24 protein-coding genes are annotated in these 16075 nt (G+C 64.5%); 17 read left to right on the forward strand and 7 right to left on the reverse strand.

Translation table 11 applies throughout. From position 1 onward, the window contains the following. Nucleotide 1 precedes the first annotated feature (1 nt). The 4 genes from ACTDXD_RS18140 to ACTDXD_RS18155 all read left to right on the forward strand — a co-directional run bounded on the left by ACTDXD_RS18140 (nt 2) and on the right by ACTDXD_RS18155 (nt 2245). Entirely contained in the window at nt 2-289 is a 288-nt protein-coding gene (locus tag ACTDXD_RS18140) for an FmdB family zinc ribbon protein (RefSeq protein WP_440123681.1), read from the forward strand. Between the two features lie 27 nt (nt 290-316). Beyond that, complete coding sequence (gene fmdA / locus ACTDXD_RS18145; protein WP_440123682.1) at nt 317-1570, forward strand: formamidase; 1254 nt, start codon at nt 317-319, stop codon at nt 1568-1570. 142 nt (nt 1571-1712) lie between these two features. Next, nucleotides 1713-1994, forward strand: coding sequence for a type II toxin-antitoxin system Phd/YefM family antitoxin (locus tag ACTDXD_RS18150; protein WP_440123683.1), 282 nt, complete (start codon nt 1713-1715; stop codon nt 1992-1994). Then, nucleotides 1991-2245, forward strand: a complete 255-nt coding sequence (locus ACTDXD_RS18155) for a Txe/YoeB family addiction module toxin (RefSeq protein ID WP_440123684.1) — start codon at nt 1991-1993, stop codon at nt 2243-2245. Before ACTDXD_RS18150 ends, ACTDXD_RS18155 begins: the two co-directional genes overlap by 4 nt. A gap of 203 nt (nt 2246-2448) precedes the next feature. On the opposite strand, the gene ACTDXD_RS18160 is transcribed toward ACTDXD_RS18155, so the two are convergent. Further along, nucleotides 2449-3324 carry an RCC1 domain-containing protein gene (locus tag ACTDXD_RS18160; protein WP_440123685.1) on the reverse strand — a complete coding sequence of 292 codons (876 nt, stop codon included), beginning with the start codon at nt 3322-3324 and terminating at the stop codon, nt 2449-2451. Between the two features lie 98 nt (nt 3325-3422). Here ACTDXD_RS18160 and ACTDXD_RS18165 point away from each other — a divergent pair, with 98 nt between their 5' ends. Continuing rightward, entirely contained in the window at nt 3423-5045 is a 1623-nt protein-coding gene (locus tag ACTDXD_RS18165) for a long-chain fatty acid--CoA ligase (RefSeq protein WP_440123686.1), read from the forward strand. Nucleotides 5046-5098: 53 nt separating this feature from the next. On the opposite strand, the gene ACTDXD_RS18170 is transcribed toward ACTDXD_RS18165, so the two are convergent. Genes ACTDXD_RS18170 through ACTDXD_RS18180 form a run of 3 tightly spaced genes read right to left on the reverse strand, consistent with a single transcriptional unit; the run spans nt 5099 to nt 6501 of the window. Then, complete coding sequence (locus ACTDXD_RS18170; protein WP_440123687.1) at nt 5099-5368, reverse strand: GlsB/YeaQ/YmgE family stress response membrane protein; 270 nt, start codon at nt 5366-5368, stop codon at nt 5099-5101. Nucleotides 5369-5425: 57 nt separating this feature from the next. Then, nucleotides 5426-5839 carry a hypothetical protein gene (locus ACTDXD_RS18175; RefSeq protein WP_440127685.1) on the reverse strand — a complete coding sequence of 138 codons (414 nt, stop codon included), beginning with the start codon at nt 5837-5839 and terminating at the stop codon, nt 5426-5428. Nucleotides 5840-5856: 17 nt separating this feature from the next. Continuing rightward, complete coding sequence (locus tag ACTDXD_RS18180; protein ID WP_440127686.1) at nt 5857-6501, reverse strand: DNA alkylation repair protein; 645 nt, start codon at nt 6499-6501, stop codon at nt 5857-5859. Between the two features lie 151 nt (nt 6502-6652). Between ACTDXD_RS18180 and ACTDXD_RS18185 the strand changes: the two genes are divergently transcribed. Continuing rightward, a complete protein-coding gene (locus ACTDXD_RS18185) occupies nt 6653-7021 on the forward strand; it encodes a hypothetical protein (protein ID WP_440123688.1) in 369 nt (122 codons plus the stop codon). On the opposite strand, the gene ACTDXD_RS18190 is transcribed toward ACTDXD_RS18185, so the two are convergent. Beyond that, the gene (locus ACTDXD_RS18190; RefSeq protein ID WP_440123689.1) at nt 7001-7600 is read right to left on the reverse strand and encodes a helix-turn-helix domain-containing protein; all 600 of its coding nucleotides are present in this window, start codon (nt 7598-7600) and stop codon (nt 7001-7003) included. The genes ACTDXD_RS18185 and ACTDXD_RS18190 overlap by 21 nt on opposite strands. 48 nt (nt 7601-7648) lie before the next feature. Here ACTDXD_RS18190 and ACTDXD_RS18195 point away from each other — a divergent pair, with 48 nt between their 5' ends. Together ACTDXD_RS18195 and ACTDXD_RS18200 are read left to right on the forward strand one after the other, a co-directional pair. Continuing rightward, on the forward strand, nt 7649-8491 hold the full coding sequence (locus ACTDXD_RS18195; RefSeq protein ID WP_440123690.1) for a class I SAM-dependent methyltransferase: 843 nt from the start codon (nt 7649-7651) through the stop codon (nt 8489-8491). Then, nucleotides 8488-9450, forward strand: coding sequence for an NAD(P)/FAD-dependent oxidoreductase (locus ACTDXD_RS18200; protein ID WP_440123691.1), 963 nt, complete (start codon nt 8488-8490; stop codon nt 9448-9450). Before ACTDXD_RS18195 ends, ACTDXD_RS18200 begins: the two co-directional genes overlap by 4 nt. Here ACTDXD_RS18200 and zapE read toward each other — a convergent pair. Beyond that, nucleotides 9404-10441, reverse strand: a complete 1038-nt coding sequence (gene zapE, locus ACTDXD_RS18205; RefSeq protein ID WP_440123692.1) for a cell division protein ZapE — start codon at nt 10439-10441, stop codon at nt 9404-9406. The genes ACTDXD_RS18200 and zapE overlap by 47 nt on opposite strands. A 41-nt stretch (nt 10442-10482) precedes the next feature. On the opposite strand from zapE, the gene ACTDXD_RS18210 reads away from it, so the two are divergent. The 3 genes from ACTDXD_RS18210 to ACTDXD_RS18220 all read left to right on the forward strand — a co-directional run bounded on the left by ACTDXD_RS18210 (nt 10483) and on the right by ACTDXD_RS18220 (nt 12752). After that, nucleotides 10483-11076: a TetR/AcrR family transcriptional regulator gene (locus ACTDXD_RS18210; protein WP_440123693.1), complete on the forward strand. Its 594-nt coding sequence runs from the start codon at nt 10483-10485 to the stop codon at nt 11074-11076. A 15-nt stretch (nt 11077-11091) separates the two neighbouring features. Further along, the gene (locus tag ACTDXD_RS18215; RefSeq protein WP_440123694.1) at nt 11092-11631 is read left to right on the forward strand and encodes a hypothetical protein; all 540 of its coding nucleotides are present in this window, start codon (nt 11092-11094) and stop codon (nt 11629-11631) included. Between the two features lie 95 nt (nt 11632-11726). After that, nucleotides 11727-12752 (forward strand): alpha/beta hydrolase, encoded by a 1026-nt coding sequence (locus ACTDXD_RS18220; RefSeq protein ID WP_440123695.1) that lies wholly within the window; start codon nt 11727-11729, stop codon nt 12750-12752. Between the two features lie 3 nt (nt 12753-12755). On the opposite strand, the gene map is transcribed toward ACTDXD_RS18220, so the two are convergent. Continuing rightward, a complete protein-coding gene (gene map / locus ACTDXD_RS18225) occupies nt 12756-13526 on the reverse strand; it encodes a type I methionyl aminopeptidase (protein ID WP_440123696.1) in 771 nt (256 codons plus the stop codon). 71 nt (nt 13527-13597) lie between these two features. Here map and ACTDXD_RS18230 point away from each other — a divergent pair, with 71 nt between their 5' ends. From ACTDXD_RS18230 to ACTDXD_RS18255, 6 genes are all read left to right on the forward strand, one after another. Next, nucleotides 13598-13873, forward strand: coding sequence for a helix-turn-helix domain-containing protein (locus ACTDXD_RS18230; RefSeq protein WP_440123697.1), 276 nt, complete (start codon nt 13598-13600; stop codon nt 13871-13873). 90 nt (nt 13874-13963) lie between these two features. Then, the gene (locus ACTDXD_RS18235; RefSeq protein WP_440123698.1) at nt 13964-14170 is read left to right on the forward strand and encodes a hypothetical protein; all 207 of its coding nucleotides are present in this window, start codon (nt 13964-13966) and stop codon (nt 14168-14170) included. Between the two features lie 84 nt (nt 14171-14254). Next, on the forward strand, nt 14255-14758 hold the full coding sequence (locus ACTDXD_RS18240) for a DUF2505 domain-containing protein (protein ID WP_440123699.1): 504 nt from the start codon (nt 14255-14257) through the stop codon (nt 14756-14758). 138 nt (nt 14759-14896) lie between these two features. After that, nucleotides 14897-15103 carry a hypothetical protein gene (locus tag ACTDXD_RS18245; RefSeq protein ID WP_440123700.1) on the forward strand — a complete coding sequence of 69 codons (207 nt, stop codon included), beginning with the start codon at nt 14897-14899 and terminating at the stop codon, nt 15101-15103. A gap of 100 nt (nt 15104-15203) precedes the next feature. After that, entirely contained in the window at nt 15204-15707 is a 504-nt protein-coding gene (locus ACTDXD_RS18250) for an SgcJ/EcaC family oxidoreductase (protein ID WP_440123701.1), read from the forward strand. 84 nt (nt 15708-15791) lie between these two features. Beyond that, a complete protein-coding gene (locus ACTDXD_RS18255; RefSeq protein ID WP_440123702.1) occupies nt 15792-16007 on the forward strand; it encodes a S4 domain-containing protein in 216 nt (71 codons plus the stop codon). The last annotated feature ends 68 nt before the right edge of the window (nt 16008-16075 follow it).

Raw genomic sequence — 16075 nt, forward strand, 5'->3', positions numbered from 1 at the left:
CATGCCGCTGTACGACTTCCGGTGCGTCGAGTGCGGTCTGTTCGATGCATCGATACCGATGGGGGACGTCGGCCCGTCCACTGCGTGCCCTTCGTGTGGAAAGCAGGCATCGCGCGCGATCACGGCCCCGCGTCTCGGTCGGGGCGCATCTGCCGCGATGCGCCTGCACGACGCGACAGCGCGCACGGCATCCGATCCGCACGTCGTGTCGGGTGCGCTCCCAGGTGGCGCGCGGCAATCCCGTCCCGTCTCGACCGACCCGAGACACCGGCTACTCCCTCGCCCTTGAACGAGTTCGTCCGACCCAGGAGGACCAGTGCCCGACGTCGTCTTTCCGCTCGATTCGACACGCCGCTTCACCGACCAGGACAAGATCGGTCACAACCGCTGGCATCCCGACACCCCATCGGTGGCTACGGTGAAACCGGGGGAGTCGTTCCGGGTGCACTGCCGGGAGTGGTTCGACGGGGAAATCCACAACGACGACTCCGCCGACGACATCCGCAATGCGCCGCTGCACACGGTCCACGCGCTGTCCGGGCCCTTCGCGATCGAGGGTGCCAAGCCGGGTGATCTCCTGGTCGTCGACATTCTCGATCTCGGCCCGATCCCACAGGAGGATTCCGGTCCGCTCGCGGGACAGGGCTGGGGTTACACAGGGATTTTCGCCAAACCCAACGGGGGCGGCTTCCTCACCGAGCAGTTCCCCGACGCCTACAAGGCGGTCTGGGATTTCTCGGGTCAGAGGACAACGAGCCGCCACATTCCCCACGTCTCGTTCACCGGTATCGTTCACCCAGGACTGATGGGAACGGCGCCGTCGCATGATCTGTTGTCCACGTGGAACACTCGTGAAGCCGCGCTGATCGCGACCGACCCCGAACGGGTGCCCCCTCTCGCGCTACCACCGGAACCGAACGGTGCGATCCTGGGCAGCCTCACGGGGGCAGACTTCGACCGTGTCGCGGGGGAAGGCGCGCGCACGGCCCCTCCCCGCGAAAACGGCGGCAACCAGGACATCAAGAATCTGACCAAAGGCAGCCGGATCTTCTATCCGGTATTCGTCGATGGCGCGAATCTGTCGGTCGGCGATCTGCACTTCTCGCAGGGCGACGGCGAGATCACCTTCTGCGGTGCCATCGAGATGGGTGGTTTCATCGATCTGCGTGTCGATCTCATCCCGGGTGGAATGGATACCTACGGGGTGAGTGAGAACGCGATCTTCATGCCGGGGAACACCGACCCCCAGTTCTCCGAATGGCTCGCTTTCTCGGGCACCTCGGTGACGCTCGACGGTGAACAGCGCTATCTCGATTCGCAATTGGCGTACCAACGGGCGTGTCTGCACGCTATCGAGTACTTGACGAAGTTCGGGTACAGCCCGGAGCAGGCGTACCTTCTCCTCGGTGCCGCACCGATCGAGGGGCGGCTGTCCGGAGTCGTGGACATCCCCAATTCCTGTGCCACCGTCTATCTTCCGACCGCGATCTTCGACTTCCCGCTGTCGCCCACAGTGGACGGGCCGGTACGGATCGATCCGGGCATCGGGGCGCCGCGTTCTCCTGCGTGAGTCGCGCGACTTCGATCGCGGCAGGATCCGTAGGCGTATGGAGCGGCGACACATCCGTGGGCTCTACGGCTCACCTCGCGTCCTGGCTATGTACGTTATGCAGTACGTTTGTGGTATCTTCTTGGGTGTTGAGTTGTCAACCGTGGACACCTCGTCATTGGGAGGCTCCGAAGCCATGTCCGCAATTACTGCTACCGAAGCCAGGAAGAACCTGTTCGGCCTGGTAGCCCAGGTCAACGAGGATCACACAAGCATCGAAATCGTTTCGAAGAACGGCAACGCTGTGTTGCTGTCCAAGGACGACTACGACTCGATAATGGAGACCGCTTACCTTCTCTCGTCACCGGCAAACGCGCGCCGGTTACTCCGGAGCTTGGAGGCGACCAAGCGCGGTGAATACACCGAGAGGGAACTGATCGAGTGAAGGTCGCCTTTACCGACGATGCTTGGGACGACTACACCCACTGGCTGACCGCCGACCGAAAAGTCCTGACCAAGGTCAACGACCTGATAAAGGACATCAAGCGACACCCCTATGAGGGCATCGGGAAGCCGGAACGTCTCCGTCACATGGAAGGCAACGTCTGGTCCCGCCGGATCACCCACGAACACCGTCTGGTGTATGTCGTCGACGCCGACACCGTCATCATCCAACAGGCCCGCTACCACTACTGACGATCGCCTACGACGTGTGTCATCGCGGGGTCACGCATAGCGTCGACTCGGTCACGGTGTCGTCACCGCCGATACGTGCGTCGAAGATGGTTCGCGGCGTCTCACCCCCAGACCGAGCTGAACATACTCCCTGATGCAGGCCACGCGGTGCTGGTGGATGAGCCGCAGGCGGTCATCGATCGGGTTCGTGAATACGTCGCTCGTCATGATCGGTAGGGCGATTGCGGATGAGGTCGACACCTGGGTAGCCGGATGCCGTGCCATTCATCGACATCGCACCGACCATCTCTCGGATCTCCCGCCGCAACGACTGTGCCGTCGGCGCAGAGACCGAGCGTGTGGTTCGAGCCTGCCGCGACCGCCACGATGCCGTGCCATTCGTGGACGTCGCACTGCCCGTGACTGTTGTCTCCGGCCGCGCTAACCCTGCCGCTCGCGAGCACCCCGACGGTGTGATGACTGCCCGCGGCCACCGACGTCACGTCGGTCCACTCGTCGGTGTCGCACGCGCCCGACTTACGTTGCCCGACAGCGAGAACGGTTCCATCGCGTCTCAGGCCGACGGTATGGAGGTATCCCGCGGTGATCGCCGTGAGATTCCGCCAGTCGTCGACCCGGCACTGCCCGAATCGATTGTTGCCTGTGGCGACGGCTGTACCGTCTTCCCGGACACCGACGGAATGCCAGTCACCCACCGCGACGCCCACGATCTCGTTCCAGGAGTCGACGTCGCACTGCTGGTCGGTGTTGCGGCCGGCGGCGACGACAGTGCCGTCCGACTGCACGCCGAGGGTGAGGCGCCAACCCGCAGCGATCGCCACGACGGCGTGCCACGTACCCACGTCGCACTGACCGTCGCCGTTCCACCCCGTGGCCACGACCGTCCCGTCGGATCGCAGGCCGACGGTGTGAGACCTTCCGGTGTTCCGGGCGGTGTGCACATTTCCGGCGGCCACTGCGACGATGTTGCACCATCCGAGGACGTCGCACTCACCGGCGGAGTCGTTTCCTGCCACGACGACGGTTCCGTCGGTGCGGAGGCCCACCGAATGGCGTCTGCCGGCGGCAAGTGCGGTCATGGGATTCATACTGCCAAGTAGGAAAGCTCCACCTCGATGGTCCGGAATCGGGTGGTGTACGACACAATGGTCGCGAACCGATCGAAGAGGAGCGATTCATGTTGAGCACCATGCAAGACGCACCCTTGTCCATTGCGCAGATTCTGCGTCACGGCAGCTCCGTTCACAGTGGGGCGGAGGTGGTGACCTGGACCGATTCCGGCGCGCGTCGGCGTAGCTACGCCGAGGTCGGCGAACGCTGCGCGCAACTCGCGCATGCTCTGCGCGGGCTCGGCGTCGATGGTGACGAGCGTGTCGCGACGTTCATGTGGAACAACGCCGAGCACCTCGAGGCCTACCTCGCGATACCGGCGATGGGCGCGGTCCTGCACACCCTCAACATCCGCCTGTTCCCGGAACAGCTGATTCACGTGGCCAACCACGCCGAGGACCACGTGATCATCGTCGATCCGACTCTCGTGCCTTTGCTCGCGCCTCAGCTGCCGCAGTTGACGACCGTCAAGCATGTGGTCGTCACCGGAGACTCGACCGCCGGTCTCGAGGTCCCCGACGGTGTGCAGCTGCACACCTACGAAGGGCTCATCGCCGACCAGCCGACAGTCTTCGATTGGCCCGAAGTGGACGAGCGTTCTGCAGCCGCGATGTGCTACACCTCCGGAACCACCGGCGACCCGAAGGGCGTCGCATACTCGCACCGTTCGATCTACTTGCATTCGATGCAGGTGTGCATGACCGACGGGCCTTCGCTTCGTCAGGGCGACCGTGCGCTGGCCGTCGTTCCGCAATTCCACGCCATGTCCTGGGGTCTGCCGTACGCGGCCTTCATGATCGGGGCGTCGCTGATCATGCCCGACCGCTTCCTGCAGCCCGAACCTCTCGCCGCGCTCATTGCCGCCGAACGCCCGACCTTCGCCGCCGCTGTCCCGACGATCTGGCTCGGACTGCACCAGTACCTCGAGGAGCACCCGCAGGACATCTCCTGCATGAAGGAGGTGCTCATCGGCGGGTCGGCAGTGCCGCCATCGCTGATGCACGCGTTCGAGACCGACCACGATGTGCAGGTCCTGCATGCATGGGGGATGACGGAGACGTCGCCGCTGGGGTCGGTAGCGCGACCACCAGTAGGCGTCGAGGGCGAGGAGCGGTGGCGCTACCGGTACACGCAGGGACGTTTCCCGGCGTCGGTACAGGCCCGGCTCGTCGGCGACGACGACGAGGTGGTTCCCAACGACGGCGTCAGCATCGGTGAACTCGAGGTTCGAGGTCCGTGGATCGCAGCCTCGTACTACGGTGTCGAGGCACCCGAGAAGTTCCATGACGGATGGCTGCGCACGGGCGATGTCGGAACGATCACCTCGGACGGCTACCTCACGCTGACGGATCGCACGAAGGACATCATCAAGTCCGGCGGCGAATGGATTTCCTCGGTCGACCTGGAGAATGCTGTCATGGGGCACCCGGATGTTCTCGAAGCAGCGGTGATCGGTGTGCCCGACGACAAGTGGGACGAACGTCCGCTGGTTGCCGTCGTCCTTCGCGCCGGGTCCACCGCGACCGTCGAGACGCTGCGCGAGTTCCTGTCGGACAAGGTCGCCAAGTGGCAGCTTCCGGAGAATTGGACCGTCGTGAGTGAGGTTCCCAAGACCAGCGTCGGCAAGTTCGACAAGAAGCGCTTGCGGTCGCAGTTCCACGACGGCGGGCTGGACATCACCCGGATCTGACGCGGATCCGAAGGGCCTGCCGCACCGTCAGCGGTGTGGCAGGCCCGGTGCCGTCAGCTCACAGACGAACCCGAGCGCCTCTTCCACCAGAACCACGCCGCAGTGACGATGACCGCGCCGGCGATGGAGCCGATGATGCCGCTGGGACGGAAATGGAGGCCGTCCCTTGCGAGCAGACTGATGAGCAGGCCGCCGACGAACGAACCGCCGACTCCCGCAGCAAACGCCAGTGTCCAATCGATTCCGGACGCGGACCTGCCCAGAATGAGTTGTGCACCTGCGCCGACGAGAATTCCGAACAGGATGATCCCGATGATCAGCATTGCCGGAGTATATGCAGGGGATTCATTCCGACGTGGCGATTCTCGACGGGACGCCGACTACGGCACCTGGAATGTGGCGATGCCGGGGGTGATCGGTCCGGCTGCCGTCGAGGTCAAGAGGACGGCGACCTGGCCCGCGCCGGTGTCGATGGCGGCGAATGCCGGAATACCGTTCAGACCGTCCGACAGACGGGCAGAGCCGGATTCCCCGGTCGACAGGTTCACCCATTGCACATCCGCGGAGAGGAGACAGCCCCAGCCGTCTTCCTTCCCACCGGTGATCGTCACGACGCCCGGCTCGTCGCCGACTACCGCGACGCAGCGGACCGACGGAGCGTCGAAACTTCCGTTCGGATTCCCGTAGGGCGCCGGATCGATCTGGAACGGAATGGGCGCGGAGGCCGAAGCCACCCCTGCCGTGAACAGTGCAGATGCGGCGATAGTGGTGACGAAGACTCCGGCGGCGCGCATCGGGCGCATATACGACCTCACTTGTCGGTTTTCCGGTTCACCATTTCGGTGATCCAGATGGGTGCGAACGGCGACGTACAACCCGGGGAAGTCGGATAGTCCTCGAGGACTTTCAAGCGGTTGCCGATATCGAGGGCCCGCACGCGATACTCGGCGTGCTCGATCCCGATCTGGGCCAGGCAGGTGTTCATGGCCCACTGCAAGCGTTCCGGGGCATCCTTCATCTGCCCTTCGATGGTGTCCAGCAGGCCGGCGAGATCGACACTCTCGGGTTTCTTCACCACACGTTCGGCAGTCAGGGCCCAACCCGCACTCGCCACGACCGGATCCGGATCGTCGAACCACAGCACGCGCAACTCGTCGGCGTGCGGGCTCTTCTTCACGATGTAGTTGACCAGCCAATCCTGGACTTTGGGTACGCGTGCTTCCCGCAACATCGTGTCCAGGGCGTCGCGCGTGAACGCTTTCGGCCGACCGATGAGGATTGCGAGCAGTCTCGCCGCGCTGTCGCCGGTCTCCCAGAGTTCCTCGGCGAGCTCCTGCTGGACCTTCAGCCTCTTGGCGATCGCGCGCAGCTGGGTGAGATTGACGCCGTGGTCGTCGCCGTGCTTGACGTTCACCTCGCGGATCTTCGGGTTCTCGAGTTCGGCCAGTTCGGCCATCAACTCGGCCACTGTCGGCCGTTCCGTCGTTGTTCCGGCCACCGTTGACTCCGTTCTCTCGATGCTTCGGGAATCACACTACGTGCGTCGCTCGCGGCTTCATCGCGTTACGCTGCCACCGAACGCAATTCGGGGACCATGGGGGCGTACGGTGAATCGGGACGAACTTGCCCGGGTAGTGCTCGGGCTCGACAGCGTCGGGTGCGCGCTCGCCGCGGTGGCCGTGTCGGTCGACGAGCGGATGGCAGGATCGGTCGATCCGTCGCGCCGTGGACGTGTAGCTGTTGCTGTTGCTCTGGGTGCGACCAGCGTCGTCCTGGGTCGCGCAGCTGTTCGTCGTCCGGTTCGAGACCGCGACCTCGAGATCGCCGGGGCGGTCAACCTGGGCTGGGTGGCAGCATGCTGCGTCGGATTGTCGCGAGCACCGTCGAGACTGGGGCGGACGCTTCTCCTCACTACCGCGCTCTCCGATGGGTTCGCGGCGATTGCTCAGTGGGCTCTACGAGCGGGCGCCCGCTGACCTCTCGTTGCCGTGCAGGTGTGCGCGTTCCCCGTTGTGATCGAGGATCGTGAGGATTTCGACGACGCCCTCGTGGGCACTGATCGCGTGCGGGGTCATCGTCGAGAACTCCGCGGCATTGCCTTCCTGGATGAGGATGGTGCGCTCGCCGAGTTGGAGGCGAGCTGTGCCGCTGAGGACCGTGAACCATTCGTGCCCGGGGTGGACCGGTAACGTGTCGGTGGGGCGGGGGTGTTCGTTGGTGATGCGCATCTTCGCGATGGTCACCCCGTTGAGGGAACGTTCGCGGGAGAGCAGCCACGTGGTGAAGCCGGGGGTGTCGCACGGTTGCGGTCTGATCACCACATCCTGGTCGTCGTCGGATTCGACGAGATGATCGATCGTGGTGTCGAGTGCGCGGGCGATAGGAACCAGCTGGTCCAATGCGATTCTGCGACGGCCTGTTTCGATGCGACTGAGGTTCGAGGGGCTGATGTGGCAGCGGGTGGCCAGTGCATCGAGTGTCCATCCGCGCGCCAGGCGGAGGCTGCGGATCCGTTGCCGAACAATCTGGTCCAGATCGACATTTTCTTGCTCCATAGGCAATATGGTATGCCGAAACTGCATTTATGGCTATAGCGTGAAGGCATGCATCAACACAGTCATCATCAACCGCACCGGCACAGCGACTCCCCGGCAGATCTGCTGGATCTCGATGCGGAGGTCCATAGCGAATATCTGAAGGACCTGGTCGACTGGGTCGCCGATCGAGTCGATCCCCGTGTGATCGTCGATGTGGGCGCCGGAACAGGGACCGGTACGCGCGTTCTCGCCGCACGATTCCCGGAAGCAGAGGTCATCGCCGTCGATCGGTCGCCGGAGATGCTGGCTCGCATCCGCGACACCGCCGACCGTCACGACGTGCGCGGGCGGGTGACGACCGTCGAGGCGGACCTCGACGCAGGCTGGCCGGCCGTCGACTCGCCCCATCTCGTGTGGGCGGCGTTGTCATTGCATCACGTCCAGGAGCCCGACACCTTCCTGAGGGAGCTCCACGATTCGCTCGATCCCGGCGCTCTTGTGGTGGTCATCGAAATGGAATCCCAACCGCGGTTCCTTCCCGACGACATCGGGATCGGTACGCCGGGGCTCGAAGCACGTGCTCACGCGCTGGCCGGTGAACGCGGATGGAACAACCACCCGGATTGGACCGGCGACCTCGAACGTGCCGGCTTCGACGTCGAGGCCGTGCGTCGCACCGAAATCGACCTCGATGGCACTACACCGACGGCACGTACCTACGCCCGAACGGTGTTGGGTAAGCTTCGGCACGGACTTGAAAACGGCTTGTCCGCAGACGATCTCGAAGTTCTGGCACAGCTGAGTTCGAACCACGGACCCCACTCGGTGCTCAGCAGGAACGACCTGAGAGTCCGTGGGCACCGCACCGCATGGGCAGCAAGAAAACTCGACCTGGGAGTGAACCGATGAACTCGAAAACGGAACCGACCGCTCCTGCTCACTACGACGTCGTCGTGATCGGAGGTGGCGCAGCGGGATTGAGCGCCGCAACGGCGCTTGCCCGTTCACGGCGCTCGGTGCTCGTCGTCGATGCCGGGCAACCGCGCAACGCTCCGGCCGAGGGTGCGCACAACGTCCTCGGCCAGGATGGCGTTCCACCGCTCGACCTGCTCGCGGCCGGGCGTAAGGAGGCGAGCGGATACGGGGCGGAAATACGCGTCGACACCGCAGTATCGGCGCGGCACACCGGCGGTGCACTCGAGGTGGACCTCGAAGAAAGTGGACCCGTTCGCGCGCGACGCCTCATCCTGGCATCAGGGCTCGTCGACGAGCTTCCCGACCTGCCCGGCGTGCAGGAGATGTGGGGGAGGAAGGTGCTCCACTGCCCCTACTGCCACGGATGGGAAGTGCGCGATCAGCGCGTCGGCGTGATCGGGACGAGCCCGATGAGTGTCCACCAGGCGCTGCTGTTCCGGCAGCTCACCGCCGACGTCACGCTGTTCACCCACGCGATGCCGGAGCTCGACTCCGACGCGACCGAACAGCTTGGGGCACGGCAGATCCGCGTCGTCGCTGCGCCCGTTTCGGGACTCCGGGACGAGGGCGATACCGGTGTCACCGTCGTACTCGACGGCGCTCCGGAGGCCGAGTTGGACGCGGTGGTGGTTGCCCCACGATTCCACGCCCGGGCAGACCTGTACGAACAGCTCGGTGGAACCATGACCGACCACCCGCTCGGGGCCTTCATCGATTCTGATCCGATGGGCAAGACCGAGGTCCCCGGAGTTTGGGCTGCAGGCAATGCGAGTGACCTGTCGGCGATGGTGATGGTGGCATCGGGGGCAGGTGTGATGGCCGGTGCTGCGGTGAATGCAGACCTCGTCATGGAAGACGTCGCTGCCGCGGTCGATGCGCGCGCCGGACGGTGACGAGCCGGCTCATGATCCGCTCGATGTCGTGGGGGAGCCGGGCATCGCAGGGGAGTGCGCTCAATGGGACGTTCGCGATGAAGACAGTGGTGATGTCGCGGTCGTACAGGACGTCCACGACATTGGCGAAGCGTTGTGCCGGCTCTCGTCCGGCTGTGCGTAGATCCGGTACCCCGCTGATGACCCAGTGACGGAAGTGATCCGCCAGTGCAAGGTAGTCGGCAGGCACGGTCGTTGCCACGCACAGATCGGTGAAGTCCGCCCATAATCCGTCGTCCGTCGCGCGCTGGAGGTGGAGCGGATGGCCGGCCGGAGACACCGTCCTGTGCTCATCGAGTCTCGGCGGGACGAGGCCGAGTTGCGCGAGCCGGCGTGATTCCTGCACGACCCACCAGCCGGCCGCGAACCCGGCCTCGTGACCCGAGACGGTCCGGTAGTCGAGGGGCCCGTCGACCGCCAGGACTGTCAGGTTCTGTTCGATCAGCTCGATGGTGGGAATGAAGCCGTCGTGGAACAGCGGATTCGGCAGCAGGGACCGTGGAGGATAGTTCGAGGTCAGGATGACTCTGATGTCGCGTCCGAAGAGGTGGGTCAGAAGGCGGGCGATGAATTTACCGTCGGCGGGGTCGTGTACGTGGAACTCGTCGAAACAGACGACGTCCACTCCGTCGAGCAGTTCGTCGAGCGCGGCAGACAAATCATGATGGTTGCGCCGGACCGCCCGGTGCAGGTCGCGGAAGAATTCGTGGAAGTGGACCCGCAGTTTCCGCTCGGTGGAGAGTGCATCGAAATAGATCTCCATGAGCCAGCTCTTTCCACGTCCGACCGGCCCCCACAGGTACAGGCCATGCGCGGTGGTTGCGAGTTCGATGGCGGCGTGCCGCTGTGCTCGATCCAGTGTGAAACCGAGTGCCTTTGCCGCGGAGTCGAACACATCGGGTGCCACCATCGGTGGTCGGCTTGGTCGGGTAGTGCGACGGAACCATCCCATGACCGACACTCTATTATCGTAGAGCTTGGAAGGATGGAGACATGCCTCACCGATCCTCGCGTCGCGACCTCATCTGTGACGCTGCCCTGGATCTCGTTGCAGAGGGCGGAAATCACGCGCTCACACACCGGGGTATCGACACCCGGCTCGGACTCGCGCCCGGTTCCACTTCGTACTACTACCGAACCCGCCGGTCCTTGGTCGCCGCCGCGATCGCCCATCTGACACGCCGCTCGGGCGAATCCTTCCGTGCCGCGTTGCCCGACGCGCCGCCCCGGTCGGTCGAGGAGGCCAGTGCACTGATCACCGACCAACTCGACACGCTGATCGTGGACCGGCGCCGAGACGTTCTCGCCAGGTACTCGTTGGCGGTCGACGCATCCGGGAACGACGAATTGCGTGCAGCGCTGGCTGCGTGTCTCTTTTCACGTCCCGCCGCAACCGTTTTGATGGATTCACTGGGAGCCGGAGATCCGGACGGTGCAGCGCGCGACCTGATCACTCTGCTCGAAGGAGTGGTATTCGATCTCACGTACGGGTCGCGGGCGCTCGCCGCCGACGCTCGGTTCGCCGAACATCGGCATTCGGTGCAGCGGGCCATCGCGCTCTGGATCGGCGCGCTTTGTCACCGATAGCCCTAGCATCGGAGGATGACCACAGCGCGACAGGTGCGAAAGGCAGCGCTCTACCTCCGCGAGGTGGAGGAGGGGACACGGTCTGAAACGATCACCTTTTCGGTCCGGGGCAAGGTCTTCGTTTCGATCACCGACGGCGGTGTCGTCCAATTCCGGCTCCCCGAGGAGATGATTGTCGATGCGCTGGAACGTCATCCGTCCGGTGAGCGGCTCGTGCAGCGGGGCACCGTGATCGGATTTCGGATGCCGCTCGCCGAGATCGATGGGCAGGATCTCAACGGGTTGGTGCGTCAGGCGTGGATTTTCCGGGCCCCGAAACGGCTGGCCGCCGCATCGGTCGAAGCCGACACGGGAACATTGCCGTCCCACAGCGACCTGCCCACATCCATCGGGAAGCCCGCGACACGGGCCCTGCTCGGCGCTGGGGTGGTGACGCTCGACGATGTCGCAGCCCGTTCGAAGGCCGAGCTCGCAGCGCTCCACGGTGTGGGTCCGAAAGCGCTGCGGATCCTTGCGGAAGTGCTTCAGGAGCGAGGTCGGGGTTTCGTGTCCTGAATGCGTCCACCGGCATTCGGACGAATCTCCTGTCATGATCGAGTGGCGTGGGTTACGAACCCCCACAAGGTCGGACTCACGACAGGGAGACTGCGATGACAGCCGAGCGAAGTGCGGCTCGACGTCCGCGACGGTACATTCTGAGGTGGATCGTGGTTGTTCTCGCGTTGGTGGTGGTGATCGCGGTGGCCGCGTTCGTGCTGAGTCCGACTCCTGGTGCTCTCGTCGTCAGGGCCGTATTCCATCGAGATGCCGACAGGCTGACGACGAACCTCGCGGAGGGTGCGCCAGAAACCGATCTCGTCGCCGACGTCGCGTACCGGAGCAACGACCCCGACGCGTATCTCGACGTCTATACGCCGACAGGGACGACGGAGGCGCTTCCCACGATCGTCTGGACCCACGGAGGCGCGTGGATCTCCGGGAACCGCAAGAACTACGCCGGGTACTACCAGCGGCTGGCCGATGCCGGGTTCACGGTGGTGTCCGTCGGATACTCGCTCGCGCCGGAGCACCGCTACCCGATCGCGGTCCACCAGCTCAACGACGCGCATGCGTACCTGCTTGCCCACGCCGAGGATCTCCATATCGACCCGGACCGGATCGTGCTCGCAGGTGACTCCGCGGGTGCTCAGCTCTCGGCGCAACTCGCCGCAGCGATCACGACGCCCGCCTATGCGCAGGAGCTCGCGCTGGAACCGGCACTGCCTGCGACTGCACTACGTGGTGTGGTGCTCAATTGCGGCATCTACAACGTTCCTGCGATGGACGGTGCGGGTGGACTGATCGGGTGGGGGGTGCAGCAGGCGTTGTGGGCGTATACCGGCGACCGTGACTTCGCGGGATCCGAAGCAGCGCGGCAGATGTCCAGCCTGTTCGTCGTCACGGAGGACTTCCCGGCGGCATTCATCAACGGCGGCAACGCCGATCCGCTCACCGTCAGGCAGTCGAAACCGCTGGCCGCCAAGTTGTCCGATCTCGGCGTCACGGTCGACGAGGTGTTCTACCCGGACGACCACACCCCTGAACTGGGACACGAGTACCAGTTCGACCTTTCGCTTCAGGACGCCCGCGACGTCCTCGACCGCACGATCACCTTCGTCCGCAAGGTGACGGCATAACCGTCACGCGGCGGGGAGCGTCAGGATCTGCGCGGCGTCCTCGGTGATCGCGATGGTGTGTTCGCTGTGCGCGGTGCGTGATCCGTCCGCCGACCTGATGGTCCAGCCGTCCGGGTCGTACACGATCTTGTCGGTTCCCGCTGCGAACCACGGTTCGAGCGCGAGGGTCAGACCCGGCCGGAGAATCAGGCCCCGTCCTACCCTGCCCGTGTTGGATACGTGTGGATCCTCATGCATGGTGCGTCCGAGGCCGTGCCCACCGAATTCGGTGTTGACCGGGTACCCGTATTCGGCCGCGACCGCGCCGATGGCAGCGGAGATGTCACCCAGTCTGTTGCCAGGCCGTGCGGCGGCAATGCCTGCGTCGAGCGCTTGCTGCGTTGCGTCGATCAACCGGAGGTCTTCGTCCCTCGGAGTTCCGACGACGATGCTGCGCGCCGAATCGGCGACCCAGCCGTCGATGGAGACCGCGATGTCCATACTGAGAAGATCGCCATCGCGCAACGTGTAGTCGTGGGGGAGTCCATGCAGCACGGCGTCGTTGACGGACAGGCAGATGACGTTCCGGAACGGGCCTCGCCCGAACGAGGGAGAGTAGTCCCAGTAGCAGGACACCGCGCCACGCTTCGCGATGAGCTCGCGGGCTCGGTCCTCGAGATCGAGGAGGTTCACACCGGGTAAGGCCCGGTTCGAGAGGTCGGTGAGCAAGTCGGCGATGAATGCGCCCGTAACGCGCATTGCGGCAACTTCTCCCGGGGTCTTGAGCTCGAGCATCAGTAGTCCTTCTTCTGGATGACACCTAACCTTACCGGTATTTTAATACCAGACGGTGTAGAGTCATGCGTATGGTTCGTCTCCCGCTCACCCCGGAGCAGCTCGCCGCAGGACGACGCCTCGGTGGCCGTCTGCGCGCCGCGCGTGGCGCGCGCACTCTCGCTGAAGTCGCCAGTGAGGCGGGAATCTCTCCCGAAACTCTCCGTAAGATCGAAGCGGGCCGGATGGCAACCCCCGCTTTTGCGACCGTTGCTGCATTGGCGCAGGTCCTCGCGGTGTCCCTCGACGAACTCGCGGTACTCGCGCTCACTGTTCCAGGCGAGGAATCGGTCCGGCCGGCCGGGTAGAACCCGGCTATTCGCGTTTGAACAGTGCTGAGCCGGGGAACACACTGCCTCGAACCCTAGGTCGTATGAGTCGGAAATGGGGACGAAACGATGGTCACGGCAACACCCGTACGGATCGACACCGCGAGTCGAGAGCAGGCTCTGACGGAGAGCAAGGCGGCGGGAGTGGTTCTCCTGGTGATCATGGTCGTACTCGGTGGTCTCGCGGTGGCCTTCGTCGCGGGCTCTCCGCTCCTCGGGGCAGCAGCAGCCGCTGCAATGGGTGTCGGTGCGCCTGTCCTCGCCGCGCTGTTGTGATCTCTTTCGAGTACGGTGAGCGGGTGGCGCGCGGGCGGTGATCCCGTGGCGGAGCTGTGATGCCGGCGGGCTATTGTTCCCGCCATGTCGAAAGCATTCACCTTCACCACCGAATTCGAGCACGGCGTCGACGCGATGCACGCCGCGCTGACCAGCGAGGACTTTTGGAAGAGCCGCGGCGGAGCAGACGCCGAAGGCAGCTCGATCGCAGTGACCACCCCCGGCGGACCCGGAACGATTCGTGTCGAGATCACCGGCCGGATGGATCCTGCAGGGCTACCTGCCGTCGTTCGCGGGGTTCTTCGCGGCCCGCTGGAAATGACCCGGACGGACGAGTGGAGTGCGCTGGACGGTGGTAGCGCGCAGGGTGCGATGGCCGGAGGGTCCTCCAGTCTTCCCGTCACCATTTCAGGGCGCTCCGAACTGCGTCCCTCGGCGTCGGGCGGATCGGTCGTCGAGGTCACCGGTGAAGTCGGGGTCAAGATTCCGGTCGTCGGCGGTCAGGTCGAAGGTCTCGTCGTCCAGATGGTGGAAGGCATCGTCAAGGCCGATGAGAAGGATCTGAACGACTGGCTCGCCGCGCACTGACGCGCCGAGGGGGTCGCTCAGGCGGCCCCATCCTGTCGGGTCTCGTTGTCTGCCGGCCGGGCCCGTACGGAATTGTGATCTGCGACACGCCGTGATCGGTCGTTGCGGGTGTGGCGTAGTGCGAGCAGTATGCGGGCCATGTCGGCACCGTGGGATGACGATGGCGGCTTCGCTTGGGAACAACGCGAAGCCGGGCACACCTGGGATCAGATCGGCGCCGAGCTCGGATGCCCCGCTCACGTGGCGCGCGAGCTCGGAGAGCGGTACCACGCGGAATTCACAGCGTCGGCACTGCGCGATCAGCTCCCGTTGTTCGACCTCTCCGGTGGAGGTGGTCCCGAATGACGTGACCCGGGGGCGGAAATGGGTATTGTCCCGGATGTCTCCCGGGCGTACGTCGCGCACAATCGACATCGAGAATCTCCGGCAGCTGAAGGAGTTCGCAATGTCGAAACTGCGAAATGCGTTGTCTGTATGCATAATCGGAGCATCCGCGCTCCTCGCCGGTGTCGCAACCGCAGGCGCCGCGCCACCGTCGGCGGCGCAGGAACTCGCCTCCGACCTCCAGGCGATCGAAGACCTGCGGGTGCGTCAGCACGACGCGTGGAAGAACGGTGACGGTGCGGCATACGCTGCGATCCACACGCACGACGCCGATGTGGTGACCTTCAGCGGCGACCTGTTGCACGGCCATGATGAGATCGCGTCGGGTATGCAGTACTTCTTCGACACCTATGTCGGCGGTACCGAACTGAATCAGGTCTCCGAGACCATCGCCTTCCCCCGACCCGACATGGCGATCATCATCCGCACCGGATGCGTGCTCTGGAACGGTGAGACGGAGTGCACCGACGAGGCGTTGTCCCGTAATACGAGCGTCGCGTTGAAGTCCGACGGGCAGTGGCTGATCCGCTCGTTCCAGAACACCCGTCTCGATCCGCTCTTGTAGTGGTCAGTGCAGTTCGTTGCGAGTTCATCTGAACATCACCGGGCGGTGACCGTGTTGATGCCTTGCACGGCGACCATCGATCACATGCAGGCACTCGTGCCCGACTCGCTGTTCGGCTTCCTCCAGGAAAGTGGTTTGGCCACCTCCGGAGGGGAAGCCGCGGCCCTTCTCATGGAAGGCGCTGTGTGCGTCAACCACAGTCCGGTACGGAGTCCGCGAAGGCGGCTGCAGGTCGGCGATGTGGTGTCGGTGTCGGGTAGCCGCACGGTCGCGGTGTTCGGGACGAAGTCTCTCTTCTGACACTTCTTCAAAGCGGTATGCGACTCCACCCTCGGGAAACGCACAGGTGGTCGATCGTTGTCGGCTCG

Origin of the sequence: Rhodococcus sp. SJ-3, assembly GCF_051918125.1 — a bacterium.
Classification (GTDB): Bacteria; Actinomycetota; Actinomycetes; order Mycobacteriales; family Mycobacteriaceae; genus Rhodococcus.

Excerpts from the sequence above, each read along its gene's own strand:
- ACTDXD_RS18255 (WP_440123702.1), top strand. The coding sequence starts at position 15,792 with ATGCAGGCACTCGTGCCCGACTCGCTGTTCGGCTTCCTCCAGGAAAGT.
- ACTDXD_RS18230 (WP_440123697.1), top strand. The coding sequence starts at position 13,598 with ATGGTTCGTCTCCCGCTCACCCCGGAGCAGCTCGCCGCAGGACGACGC.
- ACTDXD_RS18200 (WP_440123691.1), top strand. The coding sequence starts at position 8,488 with ATGAACTCGAAAACGGAACCGACCGCTCCTGCTCACTACGACGTCGTC.
- ACTDXD_RS18140 (WP_440123681.1), top strand. The coding sequence starts at position 2 with ATGCCGCTGTACGACTTCCGGTGCGTCGAGTGCGGTCTGTTCGATGCA.
- ACTDXD_RS18220 (WP_440123695.1), top strand. The coding sequence starts at position 11,727 with ATGACAGCCGAGCGAAGTGCGGCTCGACGTCCGCGACGGTACATTCTG.
- ACTDXD_RS18195 (WP_440123690.1), top strand. The coding sequence starts at position 7,649 with ATGCATCAACACAGTCATCATCAACCGCACCGGCACAGCGACTCCCCG.
- ACTDXD_RS18165 (WP_440123686.1), top strand. The coding sequence starts at position 3,423 with ATGTTGAGCACCATGCAAGACGCACCCTTGTCCATTGCGCAGATTCTG.
- ACTDXD_RS18235 (WP_440123698.1), top strand. The coding sequence starts at position 13,964 with ATGGTCACGGCAACACCCGTACGGATCGACACCGCGAGTCGAGAGCAG.
- ACTDXD_RS18170 (WP_440123687.1), bottom strand. The coding sequence starts at position 5,368 with ATGCTGATCATCGGGATCATCCTGTTCGGAATTCTCGTCGGCGCAGGT.
- ACTDXD_RS18180 (WP_440127686.1), bottom strand. The coding sequence starts at position 6,501 with ATGGCCGAACTGGCCGAACTCGAGAACCCGAAGATCCGCGAGGTGAAC.
- ACTDXD_RS18210 (WP_440123693.1), top strand. The coding sequence starts at position 10,483 with ATGCCTCACCGATCCTCGCGTCGCGACCTCATCTGTGACGCTGCCCTG.
- ACTDXD_RS18175 (WP_440127685.1), bottom strand. The coding sequence starts at position 5,839 with ATGCGCGCCGCCGGAGTCTTCGTCACCACTATCGCCGCATCTGCACTG.
- map (WP_440123696.1), bottom strand. The coding sequence starts at position 13,526 with ATGCTCGAGCTCAAGACCCCGGGAGAAGTTGCCGCAATGCGCGTTACG.
- ACTDXD_RS18160 (WP_440123685.1), bottom strand. The coding sequence starts at position 3,324 with ATGACCGCACTTGCCGCCGGCAGACGCCATTCGGTGGGCCTCCGCACC.
- ACTDXD_RS18245 (WP_440123700.1), top strand. The coding sequence starts at position 14,897 with ATGTCGGCACCGTGGGATGACGATGGCGGCTTCGCTTGGGAACAACGC.
- ACTDXD_RS18250 (WP_440123701.1), top strand. The coding sequence starts at position 15,204 with ATGTCGAAACTGCGAAATGCGTTGTCTGTATGCATAATCGGAGCATCC.
- ACTDXD_RS18240 (WP_440123699.1), top strand. The coding sequence starts at position 14,255 with ATGTCGAAAGCATTCACCTTCACCACCGAATTCGAGCACGGCGTCGAC.
- ACTDXD_RS18190 (WP_440123689.1), bottom strand. The coding sequence starts at position 7,600 with ATGGAGCAAGAAAATGTCGATCTGGACCAGATTGTTCGGCAACGGATC.
- ACTDXD_RS18215 (WP_440123694.1), top strand. The coding sequence starts at position 11,092 with ATGACCACAGCGCGACAGGTGCGAAAGGCAGCGCTCTACCTCCGCGAG.
- zapE (WP_440123692.1), bottom strand. The coding sequence starts at position 10,441 with ATGGGATGGTTCCGTCGCACTACCCGACCAAGCCGACCACCGATGGTG.